This window comes from Pseudomonas sp. H3_C08, from assembly GCF_054669455.1.
The window spans coordinates 2,843,767-2,864,317 of sequence record NZ_CP162803.1; the positions used below are offsets into that span (position 1 = coordinate 2,843,767).

At 59.2% G+C, this 20,551-nt stretch carries 19 protein-coding genes; 13 read left to right on the top strand and 6 right to left on the bottom strand.

What is annotated here, in order from left to right; translation table 11 throughout:
• Nucleotides 1–2: 2 nt before the first annotated feature.
• The 13 genes from nuoE (at nt 3) to AB4N74_RS13115 (ending at nt 14,553) form a co-directional block, all read left to right on the top strand.
• A complete protein-coding gene (gene nuoE, locus AB4N74_RS13055; protein WP_007920186.1) occupies nt 3–500 on the top strand; it encodes an NADH-quinone oxidoreductase subunit NuoE in 498 nt (165 codons plus the stop codon).
• On the top strand, nt 497–1,852 hold the full coding sequence (gene nuoF, locus AB4N74_RS13060; protein ID WP_007920184.1) for an NADH-quinone oxidoreductase subunit NuoF: 1,356 nt from the start codon (nt 497–499) through the stop codon (nt 1,850–1,852). The genes nuoE and nuoF overlap by 4 nt, the downstream gene beginning before the upstream one ends.
• Nucleotides 1,853–1,988: 136 nt before the next feature.
• The gene (gene nuoG, locus AB4N74_RS13065) at nt 1,989–4,703 is read left to right on the top strand and encodes an NADH-quinone oxidoreductase subunit NuoG (RefSeq protein WP_460100629.1); all 2,715 of its coding nucleotides are present in this window, start codon (nt 1,989–1,991) and stop codon (nt 4,701–4,703) included.
• Nucleotides 4,700–5,707, top strand: a complete 1,008-nt coding sequence (gene nuoH, locus AB4N74_RS13070) for an NADH-quinone oxidoreductase subunit NuoH (RefSeq protein WP_007920179.1) — start codon at nt 4,700–4,702, stop codon at nt 5,705–5,707. Before nuoG ends, nuoH begins: the two co-directional genes overlap by 4 nt.
• An 11-nt stretch (nt 5,708–5,718) precedes the next feature.
• On the top strand, nt 5,719–6,267 hold the full coding sequence (nuoI, locus tag AB4N74_RS13075) for an NADH-quinone oxidoreductase subunit NuoI (protein WP_007920177.1): 549 nt from the start codon (nt 5,719–5,721) through the stop codon (nt 6,265–6,267).
• 9 nt (nt 6,268–6,276) lie between these two features.
• A complete protein-coding gene (gene nuoJ / locus AB4N74_RS13080) occupies nt 6,277–6,777 on the top strand; it encodes an NADH-quinone oxidoreductase subunit J (RefSeq protein ID WP_007920176.1) in 501 nt (166 codons plus the stop codon).
• A gap of 3 nt (nt 6,778–6,780) precedes the next feature.
• Complete coding sequence (gene nuoK / locus AB4N74_RS13085) at nt 6,781–7,089, top strand: NADH-quinone oxidoreductase subunit NuoK (protein ID WP_003223790.1); 309 nt, start codon at nt 6,781–6,783, stop codon at nt 7,087–7,089.
• The gene (nuoL, locus tag AB4N74_RS13090) at nt 7,086–8,939 is read left to right on the top strand and encodes an NADH-quinone oxidoreductase subunit L (protein ID WP_007920175.1); all 1,854 of its coding nucleotides are present in this window, start codon (nt 7,086–7,088) and stop codon (nt 8,937–8,939) included. Before nuoK ends, nuoL begins: the two co-directional genes overlap by 4 nt.
• A 39-nt stretch (nt 8,940–8,978) precedes the next feature.
• Complete coding sequence (nuoM, locus tag AB4N74_RS13095; RefSeq protein WP_077573624.1) at nt 8,979–10,511, top strand: NADH-quinone oxidoreductase subunit M; 1,533 nt, start codon at nt 8,979–8,981, stop codon at nt 10,509–10,511.
• Between the two features lie 7 nt (nt 10,512–10,518).
• Nucleotides 10,519–11,982, top strand: coding sequence for an NADH-quinone oxidoreductase subunit NuoN (gene nuoN / locus AB4N74_RS13100; protein ID WP_008082842.1), 1,464 nt, complete (start codon nt 10,519–10,521; stop codon nt 11,980–11,982).
• Nucleotides 11,983–12,398: 416 nt separating this feature from the next.
• Complete coding sequence (locus AB4N74_RS13105) at nt 12,399–12,749, top strand: type II toxin-antitoxin system RelE/ParE family toxin (RefSeq protein ID WP_093434372.1); 351 nt, start codon at nt 12,399–12,401, stop codon at nt 12,747–12,749.
• Nucleotides 12,739–13,053, top strand: a complete 315-nt coding sequence (locus AB4N74_RS13110) for a helix-turn-helix domain-containing protein (protein ID WP_460100636.1) — start codon at nt 12,739–12,741, stop codon at nt 13,051–13,053. Before AB4N74_RS13105 ends, AB4N74_RS13110 begins: the two co-directional genes overlap by 11 nt.
• A gap of 174 nt (nt 13,054–13,227) precedes the next feature.
• Nucleotides 13,228–14,553, top strand: coding sequence for an OprD family porin (locus AB4N74_RS13115; RefSeq protein ID WP_257355518.1), 1,326 nt, complete (start codon nt 13,228–13,230; stop codon nt 14,551–14,553).
• A gap of 158 nt (nt 14,554–14,711) precedes the next feature.
• Here AB4N74_RS13115 and AB4N74_RS13120 read toward each other — a convergent pair whose 3' ends face one another.
• The 6 genes from AB4N74_RS13120 to AB4N74_RS13145 all read right to left on the bottom strand — a co-directional run bounded on the left by AB4N74_RS13120 (nt 14,712) and on the right by AB4N74_RS13145 (nt 20,547).
• Nucleotides 14,712–15,233: a hypothetical protein gene (locus AB4N74_RS13120; protein ID WP_093434262.1), complete on the bottom strand. Its 522-nt coding sequence runs from the start codon at nt 15,231–15,233 to the stop codon at nt 14,712–14,714.
• On the bottom strand, nt 15,191–15,481 hold the full coding sequence (locus AB4N74_RS13125) for a type II toxin-antitoxin system TacA family antitoxin (protein WP_041073246.1): 291 nt from the start codon (nt 15,479–15,481) through the stop codon (nt 15,191–15,193). Before AB4N74_RS13125 ends, AB4N74_RS13120 begins: the two co-directional genes overlap by 43 nt.
• Before the next feature lie 289 nt (nt 15,482–15,770).
• The gene (locus AB4N74_RS13130; RefSeq protein ID WP_099756649.1) at nt 15,771–16,151 is read right to left on the bottom strand and encodes a DUF6124 family protein; all 381 of its coding nucleotides are present in this window, start codon (nt 16,149–16,151) and stop codon (nt 15,771–15,773) included.
• A 409-nt stretch (nt 16,152–16,560) separates the two neighbouring features.
• Nucleotides 16,561–16,893, bottom strand: a complete 333-nt coding sequence (locus AB4N74_RS13135; protein ID WP_460100641.1) for a DUF2790 domain-containing protein — start codon at nt 16,891–16,893, stop codon at nt 16,561–16,563.
• 77 nt (nt 16,894–16,970) lie between these two features.
• Nucleotides 16,971–17,174 carry a co-regulatory protein PtrA N-terminal domain-containing protein gene (locus AB4N74_RS13140; RefSeq protein WP_093434253.1) on the bottom strand — a complete coding sequence of 68 codons (204 nt, stop codon included), beginning with the start codon at nt 17,172–17,174 and terminating at the stop codon, nt 16,971–16,973.
• Nucleotides 17,175–17,397: 223 nt separating this feature from the next.
• Complete coding sequence (locus tag AB4N74_RS13145) at nt 17,398–20,547, bottom strand: CusA/CzcA family heavy metal efflux RND transporter (RefSeq protein WP_460100644.1); 3,150 nt, start codon at nt 20,545–20,547, stop codon at nt 17,398–17,400.
• Nucleotides 20,548–20,551 lie beyond the last annotated feature (4 nt).

Below are 20,551 nucleotides of genomic sequence, written 5' to 3' on the forward strand. Positions count from 1 at the left end.
GCATGAACAGCACGCTTATCCAGACAGACCGTTTCACCCTCAGTGAAACCGAGCGCTCGGCCATCGAGCACGAGCTGCATCACTACGAAGACCCGCGCGCGGCGTCGATCGAAGCCCTGAAGATCGTTCAGAAAGAACGCGGCTGGGTGCCGGATGGCGCCTTGTACGCGATCGGCGAGATCCTCGGCATCCCGGCCAGCGACGTTGAGGGTGTGGCGACGTTCTATAGCCAGATTTTCCGTCAGCCGGTTGGCCGTCACATCATTCGCGTCTGCGACAGCATGGTCTGCTACATCGGTGGCCACGAGTCGGTGGTCAGCGAAATCCAGAACAATCTGGGCATCGGCCTGGGTCAGACCACCACCGACGGTCGTTTCACCCTGCTGCCTGTCTGCTGCCTCGGCAACTGCGACAAGGCACCGGCGCTGATGATCGACGACGACACCTTTGGTGATGTGCAGCCTGCTGGCGTCGCCAAACTGCTCGAGGGCTACGTATGACCCTGACATCTTTCGGTCCTGCCAACCGCATTCAGCGTTCGGCCGAGACTCACCCGCTGACCTGGCGTCTGCGTGACGACGGCGAAGCCGTGTGGCTCGACGAATACCAGGCCAAGAACGGTTACGCCGCGGCGCGCAAAGCCTTCGCCGACATGGATCAGGACGCCATCGTCCAGACCGTGAAAGACGCCGGCCTCAAAGGTCGCGGCGGTGCAGGCTTCCCCACGGGCGTGAAGTGGGGCCTGATGCCCAAAGACGAATCCATCAACATCCGTTACCTGCTGTGCAACGCGGATGAAATGGAGCCGAACACCTGGAAAGACCGCATGCTGATGGAGCAACTGCCCCATCTGCTGATCGAAGGCATGCTGATCAGTGCCCGCGCACTGAAAACCTACCGTGGCTACATCTTCCTGCGCGGCGAATACACCACCGCCGCCAAGCACCTCAACCGTGCCGTGGAAGAAGCCAAGGCTGCTGGCCTGCTGGGTAAAAACATTCTCGGCAGCGGCTTCGATTTCGAGCTGTTCGTCCACACCGGCGCCGGGCGTTACATCTGCGGTGAAGAAACCGCACTGATCAACTCCCTCGAAGGCCGCCGCGCCAACCCGCGCTCCAAGCCGCCCTTCCCTGCCGCCGTCGGCGTGTGGGGCAAGCCGACCTGCGTGAACAACGTCGAAACCCTGTGCAACGTGCCGGCGATCATTGCCGACGGCGTTGACTGGTACAAATCGTTGGCGCGCGAAGGCAGCGAAGACATGGGCACCAAGCTCATGGGCTTCTCCGGCAAAGTGAAAAACCCGGGCCTGTGGGAGCTGCCATTCGGCGTCACCGGTCGCGAGTTGTTCGAAGACTACGCCGGCGGCATGCGCGACGGCTTCAAGCTCAAGGCCTGGCAGCCAGGTGGCGCCGGTACCGGTTTCCTCCTGCCAGAACACCTCGACGCACAGATGTACGCCGGCGGCATCGCCAAAGTGGGCACACGTATGGGTACCGGCCTGGCCATGGCGGTGGATGACAGCGTCAACATGGTCTCCTTGCTGCGCAACATGGAGCAGTTCTTCGCTCGCGAGTCGTGCGGTTTCTGCACCCCATGCCGCGATGGTCTGCCATGGAGCGTCAAGCTCTTGATGGCCATCGAACAAGGTCGCGGTCAGCCAGGCGACATCGAGACCCTGCTGGGTCTGGTCAACTTCCTCGGCCCGGGCAAGACCTTCTGTGCTCACGCACCGGGTGCCGTGGAACCGTTGGGCAGTGCCATCAAATACTTCCGTCCAGAGTTCGAAGCCGGTATCGCGCCAGTCAGCGCCGCCGTCCCGCCTCTGGCAAGGCCGATCGTAATCGGCGCGTAAACGCTTAAAAAGGCGAAGGGTCCGTGCCCTTCGCCTTTCGTCCGATGACGCCTTTCGGGGCTGACTGGATTCGGACGAATAACAAGATTCCATTAGCCACGCCCGCTGACACCGGGCCAACGAAGACCTTTGAACCATGGCCACTATCCACGTAGACGGCAAAGCGCTCGAAGTCGACGGGGCAGACAACCTGTTACAGGCATGTCTGTCGCTGGGCCTCGACATCCCTTATTTCTGCTGGCACCCCGCGCTTGGTAGCGTCGGGGCTTGCCGCCAGTGCGCGGTCAAGCAGTACACCGACGAGAACGACACCCGTGGTCGCATCGTCATGTCCTGCATGACCCCGGCCACCGACAACACCTGGATCTCCATCGACGATGAAGAATCCAAGGCGTTCCGCGCCAGTGTTGTTGAATGGCTGATGACCAACCACCCGCACGACTGCCCTGTGTGCGAAGAAGGCGGTCATTGCCACCTGCAAGACATGACAGTGATGACCGGCCACAACGAGCGCCGTTATCGCTTCACCAAACGCACCCACCAGAACCAGCAACTGGGCCCGTTCATTTCCCACGAAATGAACCGCTGCATCGCTTGCTACCGCTGCGTGCGTTTCTACAAGGATTACGCTGGCGGCACCGACCTCGGTGTGTTCGGCGCCCATGACAACGTGTACTTCGGTCGCGTTGAAGACGGCACCCTCGAAAGCGAGTTCTCCGGCAACCTCACCGAGGTCTGCCCGACCGGTGTGTTCACCGACAAGACTCACTCCGAGCGCTACAACCGTAAGTGGGACATGCAGTTCGCACCGAGCATCTGCCATGGCTGCTCGAGCGGTTGCAACATCTCCCCGGGCGAGCGTTACGGCGAACTGCGTCGCATCGAAAACCGTTTCAACGGTTCGGTGAACCAGTACTTCCTGTGCGACCGTGGCCGTTTCGGTTATGGCTACGTCAACCGCACCGACCGTCCACGTCAGCCACTGCTGGCCGACGGCACCAAGCTCGGTCTGGATGCTGCACTGGATAAAGCCGCTGACCTGCTGCGCGGGCGCAACATCGTCGGTATCGGTTCGCCGCGTGCCAGCCTTGAAAGCAACTATGCGTTGCGCGAACTGGTCGGCGCCGAGCACTTCTACTCGGGTATCGAAGCGTCCGAACTGGAGCGCATCCGTCTGGTCCTGCAAGTGCTGAAAGACAGCCCGCTGCCTGTGCCGAACATGCGCGACATCGAAGACCACGATGCAATTTTCGTCCTCGGTGAAGACCTGACCCAGACCGCTGCCCGTGTGGCGCTGTCGCTGCGTCAATCGGTCAAAGGCAAAGCTGAAGACATGGCCGAAGCCATGCGCGTTCAGCCTTGGCTCGACGCGGCGGTGAAGAACATCGGTCAGCACGCGCTGAACCCGCTGTTCATCGCCAGCCTGGCGGAAACCAAGCTCGACGACGTTGCTGAAGAATGCGTACACGCCGCTCCGGATGATCTGGCACGCATCGGTTTCGCCGTGGCTCACGCTCTGGACGCCAGCGCCCCTGCCGTTGAAGGTCTGGACGCTGAAGCACTGGAACTGGCCAAGCGCATCGCCGACGCCCTGCTCGCGGCAAAACGTCCGCTGATCATCGCTGGTACTTCGCTGGGCTCCAAAGCCTTGATCGAAGCCGCCGCCAACATCGCCAAGGCGCTGAAGCTGCGCGAGAAGAACGGTTCGATCAGCCTGATCGTCCCGGAAGCCAACAGCCTTGGTCTGGCCATGCTCGGTGGCGAATCGGTGGATGCTGCGCTGCAAGCTGTCATCGACGGTAAAGCCGACGCCATCGTTGTGCTGGAAAACGATCTGTACACCCGCACTGCCAAAGAAAAAGTCGATGCCGCACTGAACGCTGCGCAAGTGGTGATCGTTGCTGACCATCAGAAAACGGCTACCAGCGACCGCGCGCACCTGGTTCTGCCAGCCGCAAGCTTCGCTGAAGGCGACGGTACTTTGGTCAGCCAGGAAGGTCGCGCCCAGCGCTTCTTCCAGGTTTTCGACCCGCAATACATGGATGCGAGCATCCTCGTTCACGAAGGCTGGCGCTGGCTGCACGCCCTGCGCGCGACCCTGCTGAACCAGCCAATCGACTGGACGCAACTCGACCACGTCACCGCTGCCGTTGCTTCGAGCACCGAGCAACTGGCGCGTATCGTCGACGCTGCACCATCGGCGGCGTTCCGCATCAAGGGTCTGAAACTGGCGCGTGAGCCGCTGCGTTACTCCGGTCGCACCGCGATGCGCGCCGACATCAGCGTTCACGAACCGCGCACCCCGCAAGACAAAGACACCGCGTTTGCCTTCTCCATGGAAGGTTACTCGGGCTCTGCCGAACCGCGTCAGCAGGTGCCGTTCGCCTGGTCGCCGGGCTGGAACTCGCCACAAGCGTGGAACAAGTTCCAGGACGAAGTCGGTGGTCACATTCGCGCTGGCGACCCGGGCACCCGCCTGATCGAAAGCACTGGCGATTCGCTGAACTGGTTCGCCGCTGCGCCACGTGCGTTCAACCCGGCGCCGGGCACCTGGCAAGCCGTGCCGTTCTTCCACCTGTTCGGCAGCGAAGAGAACTCTTCGAAAGCCGCCCCGGTGCAAGAGCGCATTCCGACTCCGTACGTTGCTCTGGCCAAGTCCGAAGCGGATCGTCTGGGCGTCAACGACGGTGCGCTGCTGAGCCTGAACGTGGCCGGCCAGACCCTGCGTCTGCCGCTGCGCATCAATGAAGAACTGGGCGCCGGTCTGGTGGCATTGCCTGCGGGCATCGCCGGCATTCCACCGGCATTCGCCGGCGTATCCGTCGACGGTCTGCAGGAGGCAGCGCAATGACCTGGTTCACCCCTGAAGTGATCGATGTGATCCTCTCGGTCGTCAAAGCCATCGTGATTCTGCTGGCCGTGGTGGTCGCAGGCGCGTTGCTCAGCTTTGTCGAACGTCGCCTGCTGGGCTGGTGGCAGGACCGTTACGGTCCGAACCGCGTTGGCCCCTTCGGTATGTTCCAGATCGCCGCCGACATGCTGAAGATGTTCTTCAAGGAAGACTGGACCCCGCCGTTTGCCGACAAGGTGATTTTCACCCTGGCACCGGTGGTGGCCATGTCGGCCCTGCTGATCGCCTTCGCGATCATCCCGATCACCCCGACCTGGGGCGTCGCGGATCTGAACATCGGCCTGCTGTTCTTCTTCGCCATGGCCGGTCTGTCGGTCTACGCGGTGTTGTTCGCCGGCTGGTCGAGTAACAACAAGTTCGCCCTGCTCGGCAGCTTGCGTGCATCGGCGCAGACCGTGTCCTACGAAGTGTTCATGGGCCTGGCCCTGATGGGCATCGTGGTCCAGGTCGGCTCGTTCAACATGCGCGACATCGTCGAGTACCAGGCGCAGAACCTGTGGTTCATCATTCCGCAGTTCTTCGGCTTCTGTACCTTCTTCATCGCTGGCGTCGCCGTGACTCACCGTCACCCGTTCGACCAGCCGGAAGCGGAACAGGAACTGGCCGACGGTTACCACATTGAATACGCCGGTATGAAATGGGGCATGTTCTTCGTCGGTGAATACATCGGCATCATCCTGATCTCGGCGCTGCTGGTCACCCTGTTCTTCGGTGGCTGGCACGGTCCGTTCGGCATCTTGCCGCAACTGGCGTTCGTCTGGTTCGCACTGAAGACCGCGTTCTTCATCATGCTGTTCATCCTGCTGCGCGCTTCCATTCCGCGTCCGCGTTATGACCAGGTGATGGATTTCAGCTGGAAATTCTGCCTGCCACTGACCCTGATCAATTTGCTGGTGACCGCTGCGGTCGTGTTGTGGAACACGCCTGCAGTCGCGGTTCAGTGAGGATTTGACCCATGTTCAAATATATTGGCGACATCGTTAAGGGTACTGGTACCCAGTTGCGCAGCCTGGTCATGGTCTTCGGCCATGGCTTTCGCAAACGCGACACCCTGCAATACCCGGAAGAAGCGGTCTACCTGCCACCACGCTACCGTGGTCGCATCGTCCTGACCCGCGACCCCGATGGCGAAGAGCGTTGCGTTGCCTGCAACCTCTGCGCTGTGGCTTGCCCGGTGGGTTGCATCTCGCTGCAGAAAGCGGAAACCGAAGACGGTCGCTGGTACCCGGACTTCTTCCGTATCAACTTCTCGCGCTGCATTTTCTGCGGTCTCTGCGAGGAAGCCTGTCCGACCACCGCGATCCAGCTGACGCCGGATTTCGAGATGGCCGAGTTCAAACGTCAGGACCTGGTGTACGAGAAAGAAGATCTGTTGATCTCCGGCCCCGGCAAAAACCCTGATTACAACTTCTATCGTGTTGCAGGTATGGCAATCGCTGGCAAGCCGAAAGGCTCCGCGCAGAACGAAGCCGAACCGATCAACGTGAAGAGCTTGCTGCCTTAAGGAAGAACGATGGAATTCGCTTTCTATTTCGCATCGGGTATCGCTGTTGTGTCCACGCTTCGCGTAGTCACCAACACCAACCCTGTGCACGCCCTGCTCTACCTGATCATCTCGTTGATCGCCGTGGCCATGACTTTCTTCGCACTCGGCGCGCCGTTCGCCGGCGTGCTGGAAGTGATCGCCTACGCCGGTGCCATCATGGTGCTGTTCGTGTTCGTGGTGATGATGCTGAACCTCGGCCCGGCCTCGGTTCAGCAAGAACGCGTCTGGCTCAAGCCCGGCATCTGGGCCGGTCCGGTGATTCTCGCCGCCTTGCTGCTGGCCGAACTGCTGTATGTGCTGTTCGCTCACCAGAGCGGCCAGGCCATCGGCCACACCACCGTAGACGCGAAAGCCGTGGGCATCAGCCTGTTCGGCCCGTACCTGCTGGTGGTCGAACTCGCCTCGATGCTGCTGCTCGCTGCAGCCGTCACGGCGTTCCATTTGGGCCGTAACGAGGCGAAGGAGTAAGACATGCCTGCTATCCCTCTCGAACATGGTCTGGCAGTTGCCGGCATCCTGTTCTGCCTTGGTCTGGTCGGCCTGATGGTCCGCCGCAACATTTTGTTCGTGTTGATGAGTCTGGAAGTGATGATGAACGCCTCTGCACTGGCGTTCATTGTTGCTGGCGCCCGTTGGGGCCAGCCGGATGGACAGATCATGTTCATCCTGGTGATCAGCCTTGCAGCCGCCGAGGCCAGTATTGGTCTGGCGATCCTGCTGCAACTGTATCGCCGCTTCCACACGCTCGATATCGACGCTGCCAGTGAGATGCGCGGATGAATCTTATCTTTCTGACTTTCGTATTCCCTCTGATCGGTTTCCTGCTGCTGTCGTTCTCCCGTGGACGCTGGTCGGAAAACCTCTCGGCGCTGATCGGCGTGGGTTCCATTGGCTTGTCGGCGATTGTCGCCGCCTACGTCATCTGGCAATTCAACGTCGCACCACCCGAAGGCGGTCACTACACGCTGGTACTGTGGAAGTGGATGGCGGTCGAAGGCTTCAAGCCTGACTTCGCCCTCTACGTCGACGGCCTGTCGATCACCATGCTCGGCGTGGTTGTCGGTGTAGGTTTCCTGATCCACCTGTTCGCATCCTGGTACATGCGCGGTGAAGCGGGTTACTCGCGCTTCTTCTCGTACACCAACCTGTTTATCGCCAGCATGCTGTTCCTGGTACTCGGCGATAACCTGTTGTTCCTGTACTTCGGCTGGGAAGGCGTGGGCCTGTGCTCGTACCTGTTGATCGGTTTCTACTACAGCAACCGCAACAACGGTAACGCCGCGCTCAAGGCCTTCATCGTGACCCGGATCGGCGACGTGTTCATGGCCATCGGCCTGTTCATCCTGTTCCAGCAAGTGGGCACGCTGAACATCCAGGAACTGCTGGTGCTGGCACCGCAGAAATTCCAGGTCGGCGACTTCTGGATCACCCTGGCGACCCTGATGCTGCTGGGTGGCGCGGTCGGTAAATCGGCACAACTGCCGTTGCAAACCTGGCTCGCGGACGCGATGGCTGGCCCTACTCCGGTTTCGGCACTGATCCACGCCGCGACCATGGTGACCGCCGGTGTCTACCTGATCGCCCGTACCCACGGTCTGTTCACCCTGGCGCCGGAAATCCTCCACCTGGTCGGCATCGTTGGTGGCGTGACCCTGGTTCTGGCCGGTTTCGCCGCACTGGTACAGACCGACATCAAACGTATCCTCGCCTACTCGACCATGAGCCAGATCGGCTACATGTTCCTGGCGCTGGGCGTTGGTGCATGGGATGGCGCGATTTTCCACCTGATGACCCACGCCTTCTTCAAGGCCCTGCTGTTCCTTGCTTCCGGTGCGGTGATCGTTGCCTGCCACCACGAGCAGAACATCTTCAAGATGGGCGGTCTGTGGAAAAAACTGCCACTGGCCTACGCCAGCTTCATCGTCGGTGGTGCTGCGCTGGCCGCTCTGCCACTGGTTACCGCAGGCTTCTACTCCAAGGACGAAATTCTTTGGGAAGCGTTCGCCAGCGGCAACCACGGTCTGCTTTACGCAGGTCTGGTCGGCGCGTTCATGACGTCGCTGTACACCTTCCGCCTGATCTTCATCACGTTCCACGGTGAAGCCAAGACCGAAGCCCACGCCGGTCACGGCATCTCGCACTGGCTGCCACTGTCGGTGCTGATCGTGCTGTCGACTTTCGTCGGCGCCATGATCGTGCCACCGCTGCACGGCGTACTGCCGGAAAGCGTTGGCCATGCCGGTGGCGAAGCCAAGCACAGTCTGGAAATCGCTTCGGGCGCCATTGCCCTGGCCGGTATCCTGCTGGCAGCGCTGCTGTTCCTCGGCAAGCGTCGCTTCGTCACGGCCATCGCCAATAGCGGCATCGGCCGTTTCCTTTCGGCCTGGTGGTTCGCTGCCTGGGGCTTCGACTGGATCTACGACAAACTGTTCGTCAAGCCTTACCTGGCGATCAGCCACGTACTGCGCAAAGACCCGCTCGACCAGACCATCGGTCTGATCCCGCGTATGGCCAAGGGTGGTCACACCGCCCTAAGCCGCACCGAGACCGGTCAACTGCGTTGGTACGCTGCTTCGATGGCTGCTGGTGCCGTGCTGGTTATCGGCGCCATCGTGCTGGTAGCGGTCTGATATGAACCTTGCGAATTTGCGAAAGGAAACGAGCCCGTCATGATTCTGCCTTGGCTAATCCTGATCCCCTTCATCGGCGGCCTGCTGTGCTGGATGGGTGAGCGCTTCGGCGCTACCCTGCCCCGCTGGATTGCGCTGTTGACCATGACCCTGGAACTCGCCCTCGGCCTCTGGCTGTGGGCCCACGGTGACTATTCATTTGCGCCGGCGCCTGGCGCCGATCCGACCTGGGCGCTTGAGTTCAAGCATGTCTGGATCCAGCGTTTCGGCATCAACGTGCACCTGGCCCTCGACGGCCTGTCGCTGTTGATGATCCTGCTGACCGGTCTGCTGGGTATCCTCTCGGTACTCTGCTCGTGGAAAGAGATTCAACGTCACGTTGGCTTCTTCCACCTGAACCTGATGTGGATCCTGGGCGGCGTTGTCGGCGTGTTCCTCGCCCTCGACCTGTTCATGTTCTTCTTCTTCTGGGAAATGATGCTGGTGCCGATGTACTTCCTCATCGCGCTCTGGGGTCACAGTTCTTCGGACGGCAAGAAAACCCGGATCTACGCAGCGACCAAGTTCTTCATCTTCACTCAGGCTTCCGGCCTGATCATGCTGGTGGCGATCCTCGGTCTGGTACTGGTCAACTTCAACAACACCGGCGTGATTACTTTCAACTACGCCGACCTGTTGAAAACCAAGATGTCGATGACCACCGAGTACATCCTGATGCTCGGCTTCTTCATCGCCTTCGCGGTCAAGCTGCCAGTTGTTCCGTTCCACTCGTGGTTGCCTGATGCCCACGCCCAGGCGCCGACTGCCGGTTCCGTCGACCTCGCCGGTATCTTGCTGAAAACCGCTGCCTACGGTCTGCTGCGTTTCGCCCTGCCGCTGTTCCCGAACGCTTCGGCCGAGTTTGCGCCGATCGCCATGACCCTCGGTCTGGTCGGGATCTTCTACGGTGCGTTCCTCGCTTTCGCCCAAACCGACATCAAGCGTCTGATCGCCTTCTCTTCCGTTTCCCACATGGGTTTCGTGTTGATCGGCATCTACTCCGGCAGCCAATTGGCCCTGCAAGGTGCAGTGATCCAGATGCTGGCGCACGGCGTGTCGGCGGCGGCACTGTTTATCCTCAGCGGTCAGTTGTACGAGCGTCTGCACACTCGTGACATGCGTGAGATGGGCGGTCTGTGGTCGCGTATCGCTTACCTGCCGGCGATCAGCCTGTTCTTTGCGGCCGCCTCCCTGGGCCTGCCGGGTACCGGTAACTTTGTCGGTGAATTCCTGATCCTGATCGGCACTTTCGCCAGCGCTCCATGGATCACCGCGATTGCCACTTCCGGTCTGGTGTTCGGTTCGGTCTACTCGCTGATCATGATCCACCGTGCCTACTTCGGTCCGTCGAAATCGGATTCGATCCTGCACGGTATGGACGCTCGCGAACTGATCATGGTGCTGGGCCTTGCGGTGCTGCTGGTTTACCTCGGCGTCTACCCGCAACCGTTCCTCGACACCTCTGCCGCCACGATGCATGGCGTGCAGCAGTGGCTCGGCACCGCCTTCACTCAACTCGCTTCGGCCCGGTAAGAGCGCTATGGAATTCACGATTCAACACTTTATTGCGCTTGCGCCACTGTTGATCACCAGCCTCACCATTATCGTGGTGATGCTGGCAATCGCCTGGCGCCGCAACCACTCGCAGACCTTCCTGATCTCGGTCGCCGGTCTGAACCTGGCCTTGCTGTCGATCCTGCCAGCCCTGAAAGTCGCGCCTCTGGCCGTGACTCCACTGCTGCAGATCGACTCGTTTGCCTGTCTGTACATGGCGCTGATCCTGGTCGCCACCCTTGCTTGCGTTACCCTCGCCCACGCCTACTTGGGTGATGGCGGTTCGGGTTACCCGGGCAACCGTGAAGAACTGTACCTGCTGATCCTGATGGCCGCCGCCGGTGGTCTGGTTCTGGTCAGCGCGCAGCACCTGGCCGGTTTGTTCATCGGTCTGGAACTGTTGTCGGTACCGGTTTACGGTCTGGTGGCCTACGCCTTCTTCAACAAGCGTTCGCTGGAAGCCGGCATCAAATACATGGTGCTGTCGGCTGCCGGTTCCGCGTTCCTCTTGTTCGGTATGGCGCTGCTGTACGCAGACTCGGGTTCGCTGAGCTTCGTTGGCATCGGTCAGGCTCTGGCTGCGACTGGCCTGCCTAGCTCGCTGGCACAACTGGGCCTGGGCATGATGCTGATCGGCCTGGCGTTCAAGTTGTCGCTGGTGCCGTTCCACCTGTGGACGCCGGACGTTTACGAAGGTGCTCCGGCACCGGTGGCCGCGTTCCTCGCCACTGCGTCGAAGGTTGCGGTGTTTGCGGTGATGGTGCGTCTGTTCCAGATCTCCCCTGCTGCCAGCAGCGGCGTCCTGAGCGACGTGCTGACCGTCATCGCCATCGCCTCGATCCTGTTCGGTAACCTGCTGGCCCTGACCCAGAGCAACCTCAAGCGTCTGCTCGGTTACTCGTCCATCGCGCACTTCGGCTACCTGCTGATCGCCCTGGTGGCGAGCAAGGGTCTGGCGGTGGAAGCCATCGGCGTGTACCTGGTGACTTATGTGATCACCAGCCTCGGCGCCTTCGGCGTGATCACCCTGATGTCCTCGCCGTACAACGGCCGTGACGCGGACGCCCTGTACGAATACCGCGGCCTTTTTTGGCGCCGTCCGTACCTGACCGCAGTCTTGACCGTAATGATGCTGTCGCTGGCGGGTATCCCGCTGACTGCTGGCTTCATCGGCAAGTTCTACATCATCGCTACCGGTGTCGAGTCGCACCAATGGTGGCTGGTCGGGTCCTTGGTACTGGGCAGCGCCATCGGCGTCTTCTACTACCTGCGCGTGATGGTCACCCTGTACCTGATAGAGCCAAACCTGCGTCGCCACGACGCCCAACTGCACTGGGAACAGAAGGCAGGCGGCGTGATGCTGCTGGCTATCGCCCTGGTCGCATTCTTCCTGGGTGTGTACCCGCAGCCATTGCTGACTCTGGTTCAGCAGGCGGGTCTGGCGGGCTGATTGCTCCGTCGCTTTTAGCTACAAATAGAAACGGCACCTTCGGGTGCCGTTTTTATTTTTGCGGGCAAGCCCGGCTCCCACAGGTTTCGATGGTGTTCACAAAGTCTGTAACCACCCTGGATCACTGTGGGAACGAGCCTGCTCGCGAAGGCGTCGGCACATTCAACCTCTTCTTCGCCTGACACCCCGCCGCTATCACCATTCGGCGTTGGGCACTGCTTGCGGGACTGTTCCGACTCGGCAGCTGCGAAGCGTCTTCATAGATCAATCGAACGTTCTCACCACACGCGGCGATTCGTCCTACAGGTGTTTTTACGAGCGGCGTCTACCGTTGAAAAAGGGACGAAAAGCAAGGCCAGGAGGCCTTGACCGATTCGATTATCGAGACAACACTATACGTAGGTAGCGTACAGAACATGGATGCTCTATTTATCGAATTGCCTGTATTTCAGAAGCACCGAGACGACTATCTGGATGACGATCTGTTTCGCAGCTTTCAACTGGAGTTGCTGAAAAATCCGGAAGCGGGCGATCTCATCGAGGACACAGGCGGGCTTCGTAAAATTCGCTTTGGCGACCAACGAAGAGGGAAAGGTAAGCGCAGCGGATTACGAGTGATTTATTACTGGTGGTCAGGCTTCGATCAGTTCTGGCTCTTTACCGTCTACAACAAAAACGAGCAGGACGATTTGACGCCTGCCCAGAAAAAACTTTTCAGAAAAACGCTGGATAGAGAACTCAACGCGAGAACCCACTATGAAACGTGACATTTTTTCCGAACTGATGGATGGACTGGAAGCACTGGCAGATGAACGCCAAGGCAAAATCACCTTGCGTACCCACAAAGTTCAACTGCCAAAACTGATGCCGATCACTGCTGAAAAAGTGATAGCCATCCGTCAGCAACTTAATCTTTCCCGGTCAGTATTCGCGATGTATCTACGCACCAACACGCGAACGCTCGAAAACTGGGAGCAAGGACGAGCAACGCCCAATGCTCAGGCCACAACCCTGATCCGTCTGGTCGAGCGTTTTCCACAGACAATCGAACAACTCGCAGCCCTGACCTGACACTGGGTTCTAATTCCAGCCACATGACGAAATTGTAATTCCCTCATCACCTTGGCGTTATCCGCAGCTTGCAACGATGTGACCCGGCGACCAATGCCGGCGGGCCCTGCCCCGCCGAACAATAAAACCCACGCCGAAGCACGTTCCCGTTCTGCCGAACCCAAGGAGTGTTTGATGGTTAACAATTCGAAAATATCGATGGCCGCTCTAGCAGTGGTGGTCGGCGCCGGGCCGTCCACGGTGTTTGCTGAAGACAAGCCTGAAGGCTTTGTCGAAGGCAGCAGCCTGACGGTGCTCAACCGTAACTTCTACTTCAATCGTGATCATCGCAATGGTCAGTCCAGTCCGACCGGCAACGGCTATTCAGAAGCCTGGTCGCATGCGGTGATCAGCAAGTTCGAGTCCGGTTTCACCCAAGGCACCGTCGGGGTCGGTGTCGATGCATTTGCGATGATTGGTCTGAAACTCGATACCGGTGACGGACGCAACGGTGGGCGCAGTTCGTTTGATGTGTTGCCGGTCAACAGCGACGGCGAGGCGCGGGACGAATACACCAAGGTCGGCGGCGCCGCGAAAATCCGGGCGTTCGATACGGTGGTCAGGGTGGGGGATGTGTTCCCGGCCAACCCGATGGTCGCGGCCGGTGACTCGCGCTTGCTGCCGGAGAGCTTTCGCGGGGTGACGGCGACCAACACCAGCATTGAAGGTCTGTCGGTGCAGGGTGGCCGGTTGCATGCGATGAGCCAGCCGGCGTCCAGCGACATGCGTGAGAACTTCGCGACCTTCTATGCAGGTCCGGTCAATTCGCCGTGGATCGCTTATGGTGGCGGTGATTATGTGCTGAACAAGAATCTCAGTTTCAGTCTGTATTCCAGCCGTCTCAAGGATGCGTGGAATCAGTACTACGCCGGCACCGCCTGGACCTATCCGCTCTCGGATGACCTATCGCTGTTCGGTGGCCTGAACTATTACAAGGCCGTCGACGAGGGCAAACAACTGCTCGGCGAGTTCGACAACAACATCTGGAGCGGCCGCGTTGGCGTCAAGCTTGGAGCCCACTCTGTCGCCCTCTCCCACCAGCGCAACAACGGTAATGACGACTTCGACTACCTGCGCCAGTCCGACTCGATCTTCCTCGACAACTCGATCCAGTACAGCGACTTCAACTCGCCGAAAGAACGTTCGTGGATGGTGCGCTATGACCTCGACATGAGCACCTATGGCGTACCGGGTCTGTCGTTCATGACCCGTTACGCACGCGGCACCGACGCTGATTATTCAAACGCTAACGCCGTGTATATGCGCCGCGATGCCGAGGGCAATCCGCTGACCGATCAGAAACGTTGGGAGCGTGATATCGAAGTCAAATACGTGGTGCAAAGCGGTTCGATGAAAGATCTGTCACTGCGCTTGCGCCAAGCCACAACCCGCGCCACGGCGTTCGAGTCGGATCTGGATGAAGTGCGGGTGATTGTCGAGTATCCGCTGGCGATTCTTTGATTGCGCGGCTGATGCAAATTCACCTTTAGAAGCTCCTTGCTCCTTTGGTAAGAGGTGAATCTTTTGGCGTCCTTCGGGGCGCCTTTTTTTGCTTTGCGGTCGCGACATAATCAACCCGCTATCAAGACAACCTAGCGGGTAGCTGATTAAGCCGAGCTTTAGCGTAAAGGCAGCATCAGGGTAATGGGGGAAATGCCGGGGCACGGAATGAAACCTGCGTACTTGATATAAAAGCTCGACAGCCGATCATTCAAGGGATGAACAATTATCGCGCTGGATCCGATCGACTGAGACGCGTTGAGGGCTCTTTCAATCGCATCTTGCAGTAAATCGACAGCGAAACCTTGGCCCTGAGCTTCGCGCGTTACCCCCATACGCCCCAATAGAGTGACCGGATGGACACTGGGCGAATTGCGTTGACGGCTTTTCGGCATGACGCTGGCACGGGCGACTGATCCGCTGGAGAGCGTGTAGTAGGCCATCACATTCGACGTGCCTTTGAGGCAACTGACGTACACAACAGCCTGCTTGGTGGATTGGGCTTTTCGCGCCTTCCTCTGCAGGTAATGGTCAATGGTCACCTCACCAGAATCGAAAGCATCGAGTTCGTGTAGGTCGTTGAGCTTCTCGGGGGCGGTCAACTCCAACGTTTTGGACGTGCGAGCAGTTGGTGCAGGCATTCGTTACCTCGAGCCGGATTGGCTTCAATAGCTTGTTCGAATGCGTCAAATGCGCTGTCGTCGAGAAGGAACAGTCGTTTATCCAGAATCACCTCTTCAGCTTTTTGGCAGGCAGCTTCCAGGATAAAACTTGTGCGATCACGACCAGACATGGCGGCTGCCAAATCGATCAGATTACGTTTCTTTTCGTCCGCTCTCATGTTGATTGGAACGGGTTTGGATTTTTCAACGCTTTCAGTTGTGGACATTTGTTCTGTTTCCCATCTGGGTAGGTGATGTTGGAACTGGAGCCTCCTTATGGCGTTAGCACATCAGCTTTTGCTTACTTTTCATTTTCTGACTCCTTGAGTGGCCCGGAGAGGTTTAGGCCATGCTCTTAACGTGAGATCTAACGTTTGAGGTACGAAGCCATGAGAGCGGCTTCGGAGTCGATTCTATACCGACCGTGTAGCCAATGCATATACGCGTATAGCTTTCAGATACACGGTCATTTATTTAGGCCTGGCGAGAAAAAGATCCTCGCCAAAGGACCTTCGCCTACGTCGTGACCTCCACGTTATCCAGAGCTTTGTTCACCGCTAATTCACCAAGCATGACGACCTGCGCGATGCCGAGCAGAGTCTTGCGATGGGTGCCGTTCAGCAGCGCAGCGAAGTCACCGAGCATCACCGTGGCCGAGGCCAGGGATTCGCTGGCGTTGGCCAGTAATGATTCGGTGTCGGCTTTGGGATTGACCAGGAACATCTGGTTGGGGATGTACGGCGCGGACATGATGGCGGCTGAGGGTTTGAGGTAGAAATCGAGGGCGCGGTCGGCGGCTTCGTGGAGTTTTCGGGTGTCGACGGAGGCGTAAGGCGATGTTGAGTTGGCGTCGGGGATGGCGTCTGTTTCGGGGGGATTCGGGGTTGGCTTTTTCATAATGTTTTACTCAGCTTGAAGGTGGAGCTGGCCCTTTCGGTTCCACGCGAAAGGGTGGCAGCTGTACGCAGGTTGGAACCCGGGCAACTGAGCAAACCCGACAGACTCGAAGTCTCCCGCGCACAGCCGCCATAACGGAGTGCACACATGAAAGTGCGCAAGCATACGTCATGAACAGTGCGTCTTGCTTCAGTTGATCCGCGGGGTTCCAATCCCGATCGCTGAATTGGCAGCGACCCCCACAGGCTAGAGAGCTGACGTCCGACGGACAACCTGAAAACATTGTGGGAAGGTTCTGCACTTCACACACAACCTTTAAACATCACGAATTGAAATACGCAGCGTGATATTGCAATTCGGCCCCTGTAGGAGCTGCCGAAGGCTCGGGCCGCGTTTCGCCGTAAAGGATTCAGCTCCCGCCGTTGCGACACACGCCCATCACGTTGTACTTGATGGTGTTGAGCTGCCCCTTGGAGTCCTCGTAGGTCATGGCCGTTGGCACCACTTTGCACGCAGGCTGCGGCTTCACCACACTCACCACTTTGGCCACGTCCAGCTTCATTCCGTATTCGTAATCCTTCACCACCGGCGGCGCTTTGCCCTGGTTGGCGGCGTACTGTTCCATGGCTTTGCTGTTGGCGCTGAGCGCGCGTTCGAAAGTGCGGTCACCGCCACCTTCAGCCAGCACATTCACCGACATCGCCATGACAGCCGCGAATGCGATCAACTTGAGTACTTTCATACCATTTCCTTCCCGTCCGGGCGTAAAAAAAGCCCGGCATCGATGCGCGATAACGGGCTTGTTCAGGTGCAGCAGGCTTACAGATCGCGGGTTTTGTCGTCTTTCTTGTCAGTGACGACCACCGGGTTGCCGGCGGCTTGTTCCTTGGCGACGAAGAGTTCCATGGAGCGGTCGTTGCTGGTCATCATCCGCTCGAATGTGCGGTCGCCGCCGCCTTCGGCCAGAGCCACGGAAGAGATCGCCAACGCCACAACAAGAGCACCCATCTGTACGATTTTCATCTTTGATTCCTCGTTTAAGTAACTGACGGGATCAAGGTAACAATCCGAACCTATCGTGACGGTGGCGGGGACATTACATATCCGTTATCTCCAGGGCGCTCTTCTGAAGTCGAACACAAAACCTGTAGGAGTGAGCCTGCTCGCGATAGTGGTGGGTCAGTCAATTTAGATCTGACTGATAGACCGCTATCGCGAGCAGGCTCACTCCTACAGGGGGGATTACCTATTTAGATGGAACAGCGTCCTCATCCCGGCGATGGGCGAGTTGATAAAGCGCCGGCAAGATCAGCAGTGTGAGGATCGTGGAGGACAGTATTCCGCCGATCACCACGGTCGCCAGTGGTCGCTGCACCTCCGCACCGGTGCCGGTTGCAAGCGCCATCGGAATAAACCCCAGCGACGCCACCAACGCCGTCATCAACACCGGCCGCAAACGCGTCAACGCACCTTCGTTAATGGCATCGGACAGCGACCGTCCCTCCTCACGCAAATTACGAATAAATGCAATCATCACCAACCCGTTCAACACCGCCACACCCGACAAAGCAATAAACCCGACACCCGCCGAAATCGACAACGGAATATCGCGCAACCACAGCGCCATGACCCCACCGGTCAGCGCAAACGGAATCCCGGTAAACACCAGCAAGCCATCCTTCAGGTTGTTGAACATCATGAACAACAACCCGAACACCAACAGCAACGCCACCGGCACCACAATCTGCAAGCGCTTGGCCGCCGATTGCAGTTGCTCGAACTGCCCGCCCCAACTGGTCCAGTAACCGGCCGGGACTTGCACATCACGCTCGATCACCTCACCGGCCTCGCTGACAAACGAACCGATATCACGCCCACGCACGTTGGCGCTGACGATCACCAGTCGCTTGCCGTTCTCGCGGCTGACCTGATTCGGCCCGAGCACCAGGTCGAGGCTGGCGACGTCTTGCAGCGCGATGAAGCCGATCTGATTCGCAGCGCCGCTCAGCGCGGGCACCGGAATCAGCAGCGCCGACAGTCCGTCGATGTCCTTGCGCATGGCATCGGACAAACGCACAACCATGTCGAAACGCCGATCACCCTCATACAACGTCCCGGCCTGACGCCCGCCCACCGCGACGGCGATGGTGTCCTGCACATCACCCACGTTGAGTCCGTAGCGCGCGGCTTTATCGCGATCAATGTTGATGGTCAGCACCGGCAACCCGGTAGTCTGCTCAACCTTGACCTCGGATGCGCCGTTGACCTTCTGCATCGCCGCAGCAATCTTCGCCGCCGTGGCATTGAGCACGTCCATGTCATCGCCAAACACCTTCACCGCGACATCGCTACGCACGCCGGAAATCAGTTCGTTGAAGCGCAATTGAATCGGCTGCGACAGTTCATAGTTGCTACCCGGCAACGTCGCGGCGGCAGCCTGCAACTCGGCCATCAGGGTTTCGCGGGACTTGTCCGGGTCCGGCCATTGCTCTTTCGGTTTGAGCATCACATAGCTGTCCGAGATATTCGGCGGCATCGGATCCGAGGCGATTTCGGCGGTGCCGGTGCGGGCAAAAACGCGCTCGACTTCCGGCACCTTCGCCAGAATCAACGTCTCCAACCGCTGCTGCATATCCACCGATTGCGTCAGGCTGGTGCCCGGCACGCGCAGCGCTTGCAGGGCAAAATCCCCTTCGCTCAGGCTCGGAACAAACTCGCTGCCCATGCGACTGGTGAGCACGCCGCTGAGCACGATCACGCCCAACGCCGCGCCCACTGCGATTGCGCGATGGGACATGACCCAGGCCAGCGCCGGCGCGTAAACGCGACGTGCGCCGCGCATCACCGCGCCCTCTTCTTCCTTGACCTTGCCGGTTACGAACAACGCGATCGCCGCCGGCACAAAGGTCACCGACAACAGCATCGCGCCAAGCAAAGCGATGACCACGGTGAACGCCATCGGGTGGAACATTTTCCCCTCGACACCGCTCAGCGCGAAGATCGGCAGGTACACGACCATGATGATCAACTGGCCGAAAATCAGCGGTCGCCGCGCCTCTTTTGCCGCCGCAAAGACTTCTTTGAAGCGTTCGGCGCGGGTCAACAAACGTCCGTGATGCTGCTGCGCATGGGCCAACCGACGCAGGGTGTTTTCGACAATCACCACCGCGCCGTCGACGATAATGCCGAAGTCCAGCGCGCCGAGGCTCATCAGGTTGGCGCTGACCTTGTTGCTGAACATGCCGGTGAAGGTGAACAGCATCGACAGCGGAATCACCATCGCGGTAATCAGTGCCGCGCGGATGTTGCCGAGGAACAGAAACAGAATCGCGATGACCAGAATCGCGCCTTCGATGAGGTTCTTTTTCACCGTGGCAATGGCTTTGTCGACCAGGTGCGTGCGGTCGTACACCGGCACCGCGATCACGCCTTGCGGTAGAGATTTGTTGATCTGTTCGAGCTTGCTGGCGACCGCTTGCGAGACCGTGCGGCTGTTCTCGCCGATCAGCATGAACACCGTGCCGAGCACCACTTCACGCCCGTTTTCGGTGGCCGCGCCGCTGCGCAATTCGCGGCCGATTTCCACTGTCGCGACGTTCTTCACCCGGATCGGCGTGCCGTCGACATTGGCCATGACGATGTTGGCGATGTCCTCGGTGCTCGCCACTTGCCCCGGCGCGCGGATCAGCAATTGCTCGCCGCTGCGCTCGATGTAACCGGCGCCGACGTTGGCGTTGTTGCGCTCAAGCGCAGTGACCAGATCGGTGAGCGTCAGTTTGTACGCGGCCAGGCGTTTCGGGTCCGGCGCGATCTGATATTCCTTGGCGAAACCGCCGATGGTGTTGATCTCGGCGACGCCCGGCACGTTGCGCAATTGCGGCTTGATGATCCAGTCCTGAATCACCCGCAGGTCGGTCGGCGTGTAGGCTGTGCCGTCGTCCTTGAGTGCGTCCTCCTTGGCTTCCACCGTCCATAAAAAGATCTCGCCGAGGCCGGTGGAAATCGGCCCCATTACCGCTTCGGCGCCTTCGGGCAATTGCTCCTTGGCAATCTGCAAACGCTCGTTGACCAATTGCCGGGCGAAGAACAGGTCAGTGCCGTCCTTGAAGATCACCGTGACTTGCGACAGGCCCGAGCGCGACAGCGAACGGGTCTGTTCGAGTGCCGGCAGACCGGCCATGGTGGTTTCAATCGGGAAGGTGATGCGCTGCTCGGTCTCCAGCGGCGAGAATCCGGCGGCGCCAGTGTTGATCTGCACCTGGACGTTGGTGATGTCGGGCACGGCGTCGATCGGCAGTTTTTGATAACTGGCGATGCCGAGGCCGGCCATAAGCAGAACGGCGAGCAGGACGATGATGCGCTGCTCGATGGCAAACTGGATCAGGCGTTCGAACATGAGG

Coding starts and splice junctions, on each gene's coding strand:
- AB4N74_RS13145 (WP_460100644.1), bottom strand. CDS start 20,547: ATGTTCGAACGCCTGATCCAGTTTGCCATCGAGCAGCGCATCATCGTC.
- nuoK (WP_003223790.1), top strand. CDS start 6,781: ATGCCTGCTATCCCTCTCGAACATGGTCTGGCAGTTGCCGGCATCCTG.
- nuoF (WP_007920184.1), top strand. CDS start 497: ATGACCCTGACATCTTTCGGTCCTGCCAACCGCATTCAGCGTTCGGCC.
- nuoH (WP_007920179.1), top strand. CDS start 4,700: ATGACCTGGTTCACCCCTGAAGTGATCGATGTGATCCTCTCGGTCGTC.
- nuoL (WP_007920175.1), top strand. CDS start 7,086: ATGAATCTTATCTTTCTGACTTTCGTATTCCCTCTGATCGGTTTCCTG.
- nuoN (WP_008082842.1), top strand. CDS start 10,519: ATGGAATTCACGATTCAACACTTTATTGCGCTTGCGCCACTGTTGATC.
- AB4N74_RS13140 (WP_093434253.1), bottom strand. CDS start 17,174: ATGAAAATCGTACAGATGGGTGCTCTTGTTGTGGCGTTGGCGATCTCT.
- nuoM (WP_077573624.1), top strand. CDS start 8,979: ATGATTCTGCCTTGGCTAATCCTGATCCCCTTCATCGGCGGCCTGCTG.
- AB4N74_RS13135 (WP_460100641.1), bottom strand. CDS start 16,893: ATGAAAGTACTCAAGTTGATCGCATTCGCGGCTGTCATGGCGATGTCG.
- nuoG (WP_460100629.1), top strand. CDS start 1,989: ATGGCCACTATCCACGTAGACGGCAAAGCGCTCGAAGTCGACGGGGCA.
- nuoI (WP_007920177.1), top strand. CDS start 5,719: ATGTTCAAATATATTGGCGACATCGTTAAGGGTACTGGTACCCAGTTG.
- AB4N74_RS13115 (WP_257355518.1), top strand. CDS start 13,228: ATGGTTAACAATTCGAAAATATCGATGGCCGCTCTAGCAGTGGTGGTC.
- AB4N74_RS13125 (WP_041073246.1), bottom strand. CDS start 15,481: ATGTCCACAACTGAAAGCGTTGAAAAATCCAAACCCGTTCCAATCAAC.
- AB4N74_RS13110 (WP_460100636.1), top strand. CDS start 12,739: ATGAAACGTGACATTTTTTCCGAACTGATGGATGGACTGGAAGCACTG.
- nuoE (WP_007920186.1), top strand. CDS start 3: ATGAACAGCACGCTTATCCAGACAGACCGTTTCACCCTCAGTGAAACC.
- AB4N74_RS13105 (WP_093434372.1), top strand. CDS start 12,399: ATGGATGCTCTATTTATCGAATTGCCTGTATTTCAGAAGCACCGAGAC.
- AB4N74_RS13130 (WP_099756649.1), bottom strand. CDS start 16,151: ATGAAAAAGCCAACCCCGAATCCCCCCGAAACAGACGCCATCCCCGAC.
- nuoJ (WP_007920176.1), top strand. CDS start 6,277: ATGGAATTCGCTTTCTATTTCGCATCGGGTATCGCTGTTGTGTCCACG.
- AB4N74_RS13120 (WP_093434262.1), bottom strand. CDS start 15,233: ATGCCTGCACCAACTGCTCGCACGTCCAAAACGTTGGAGTTGACCGCC.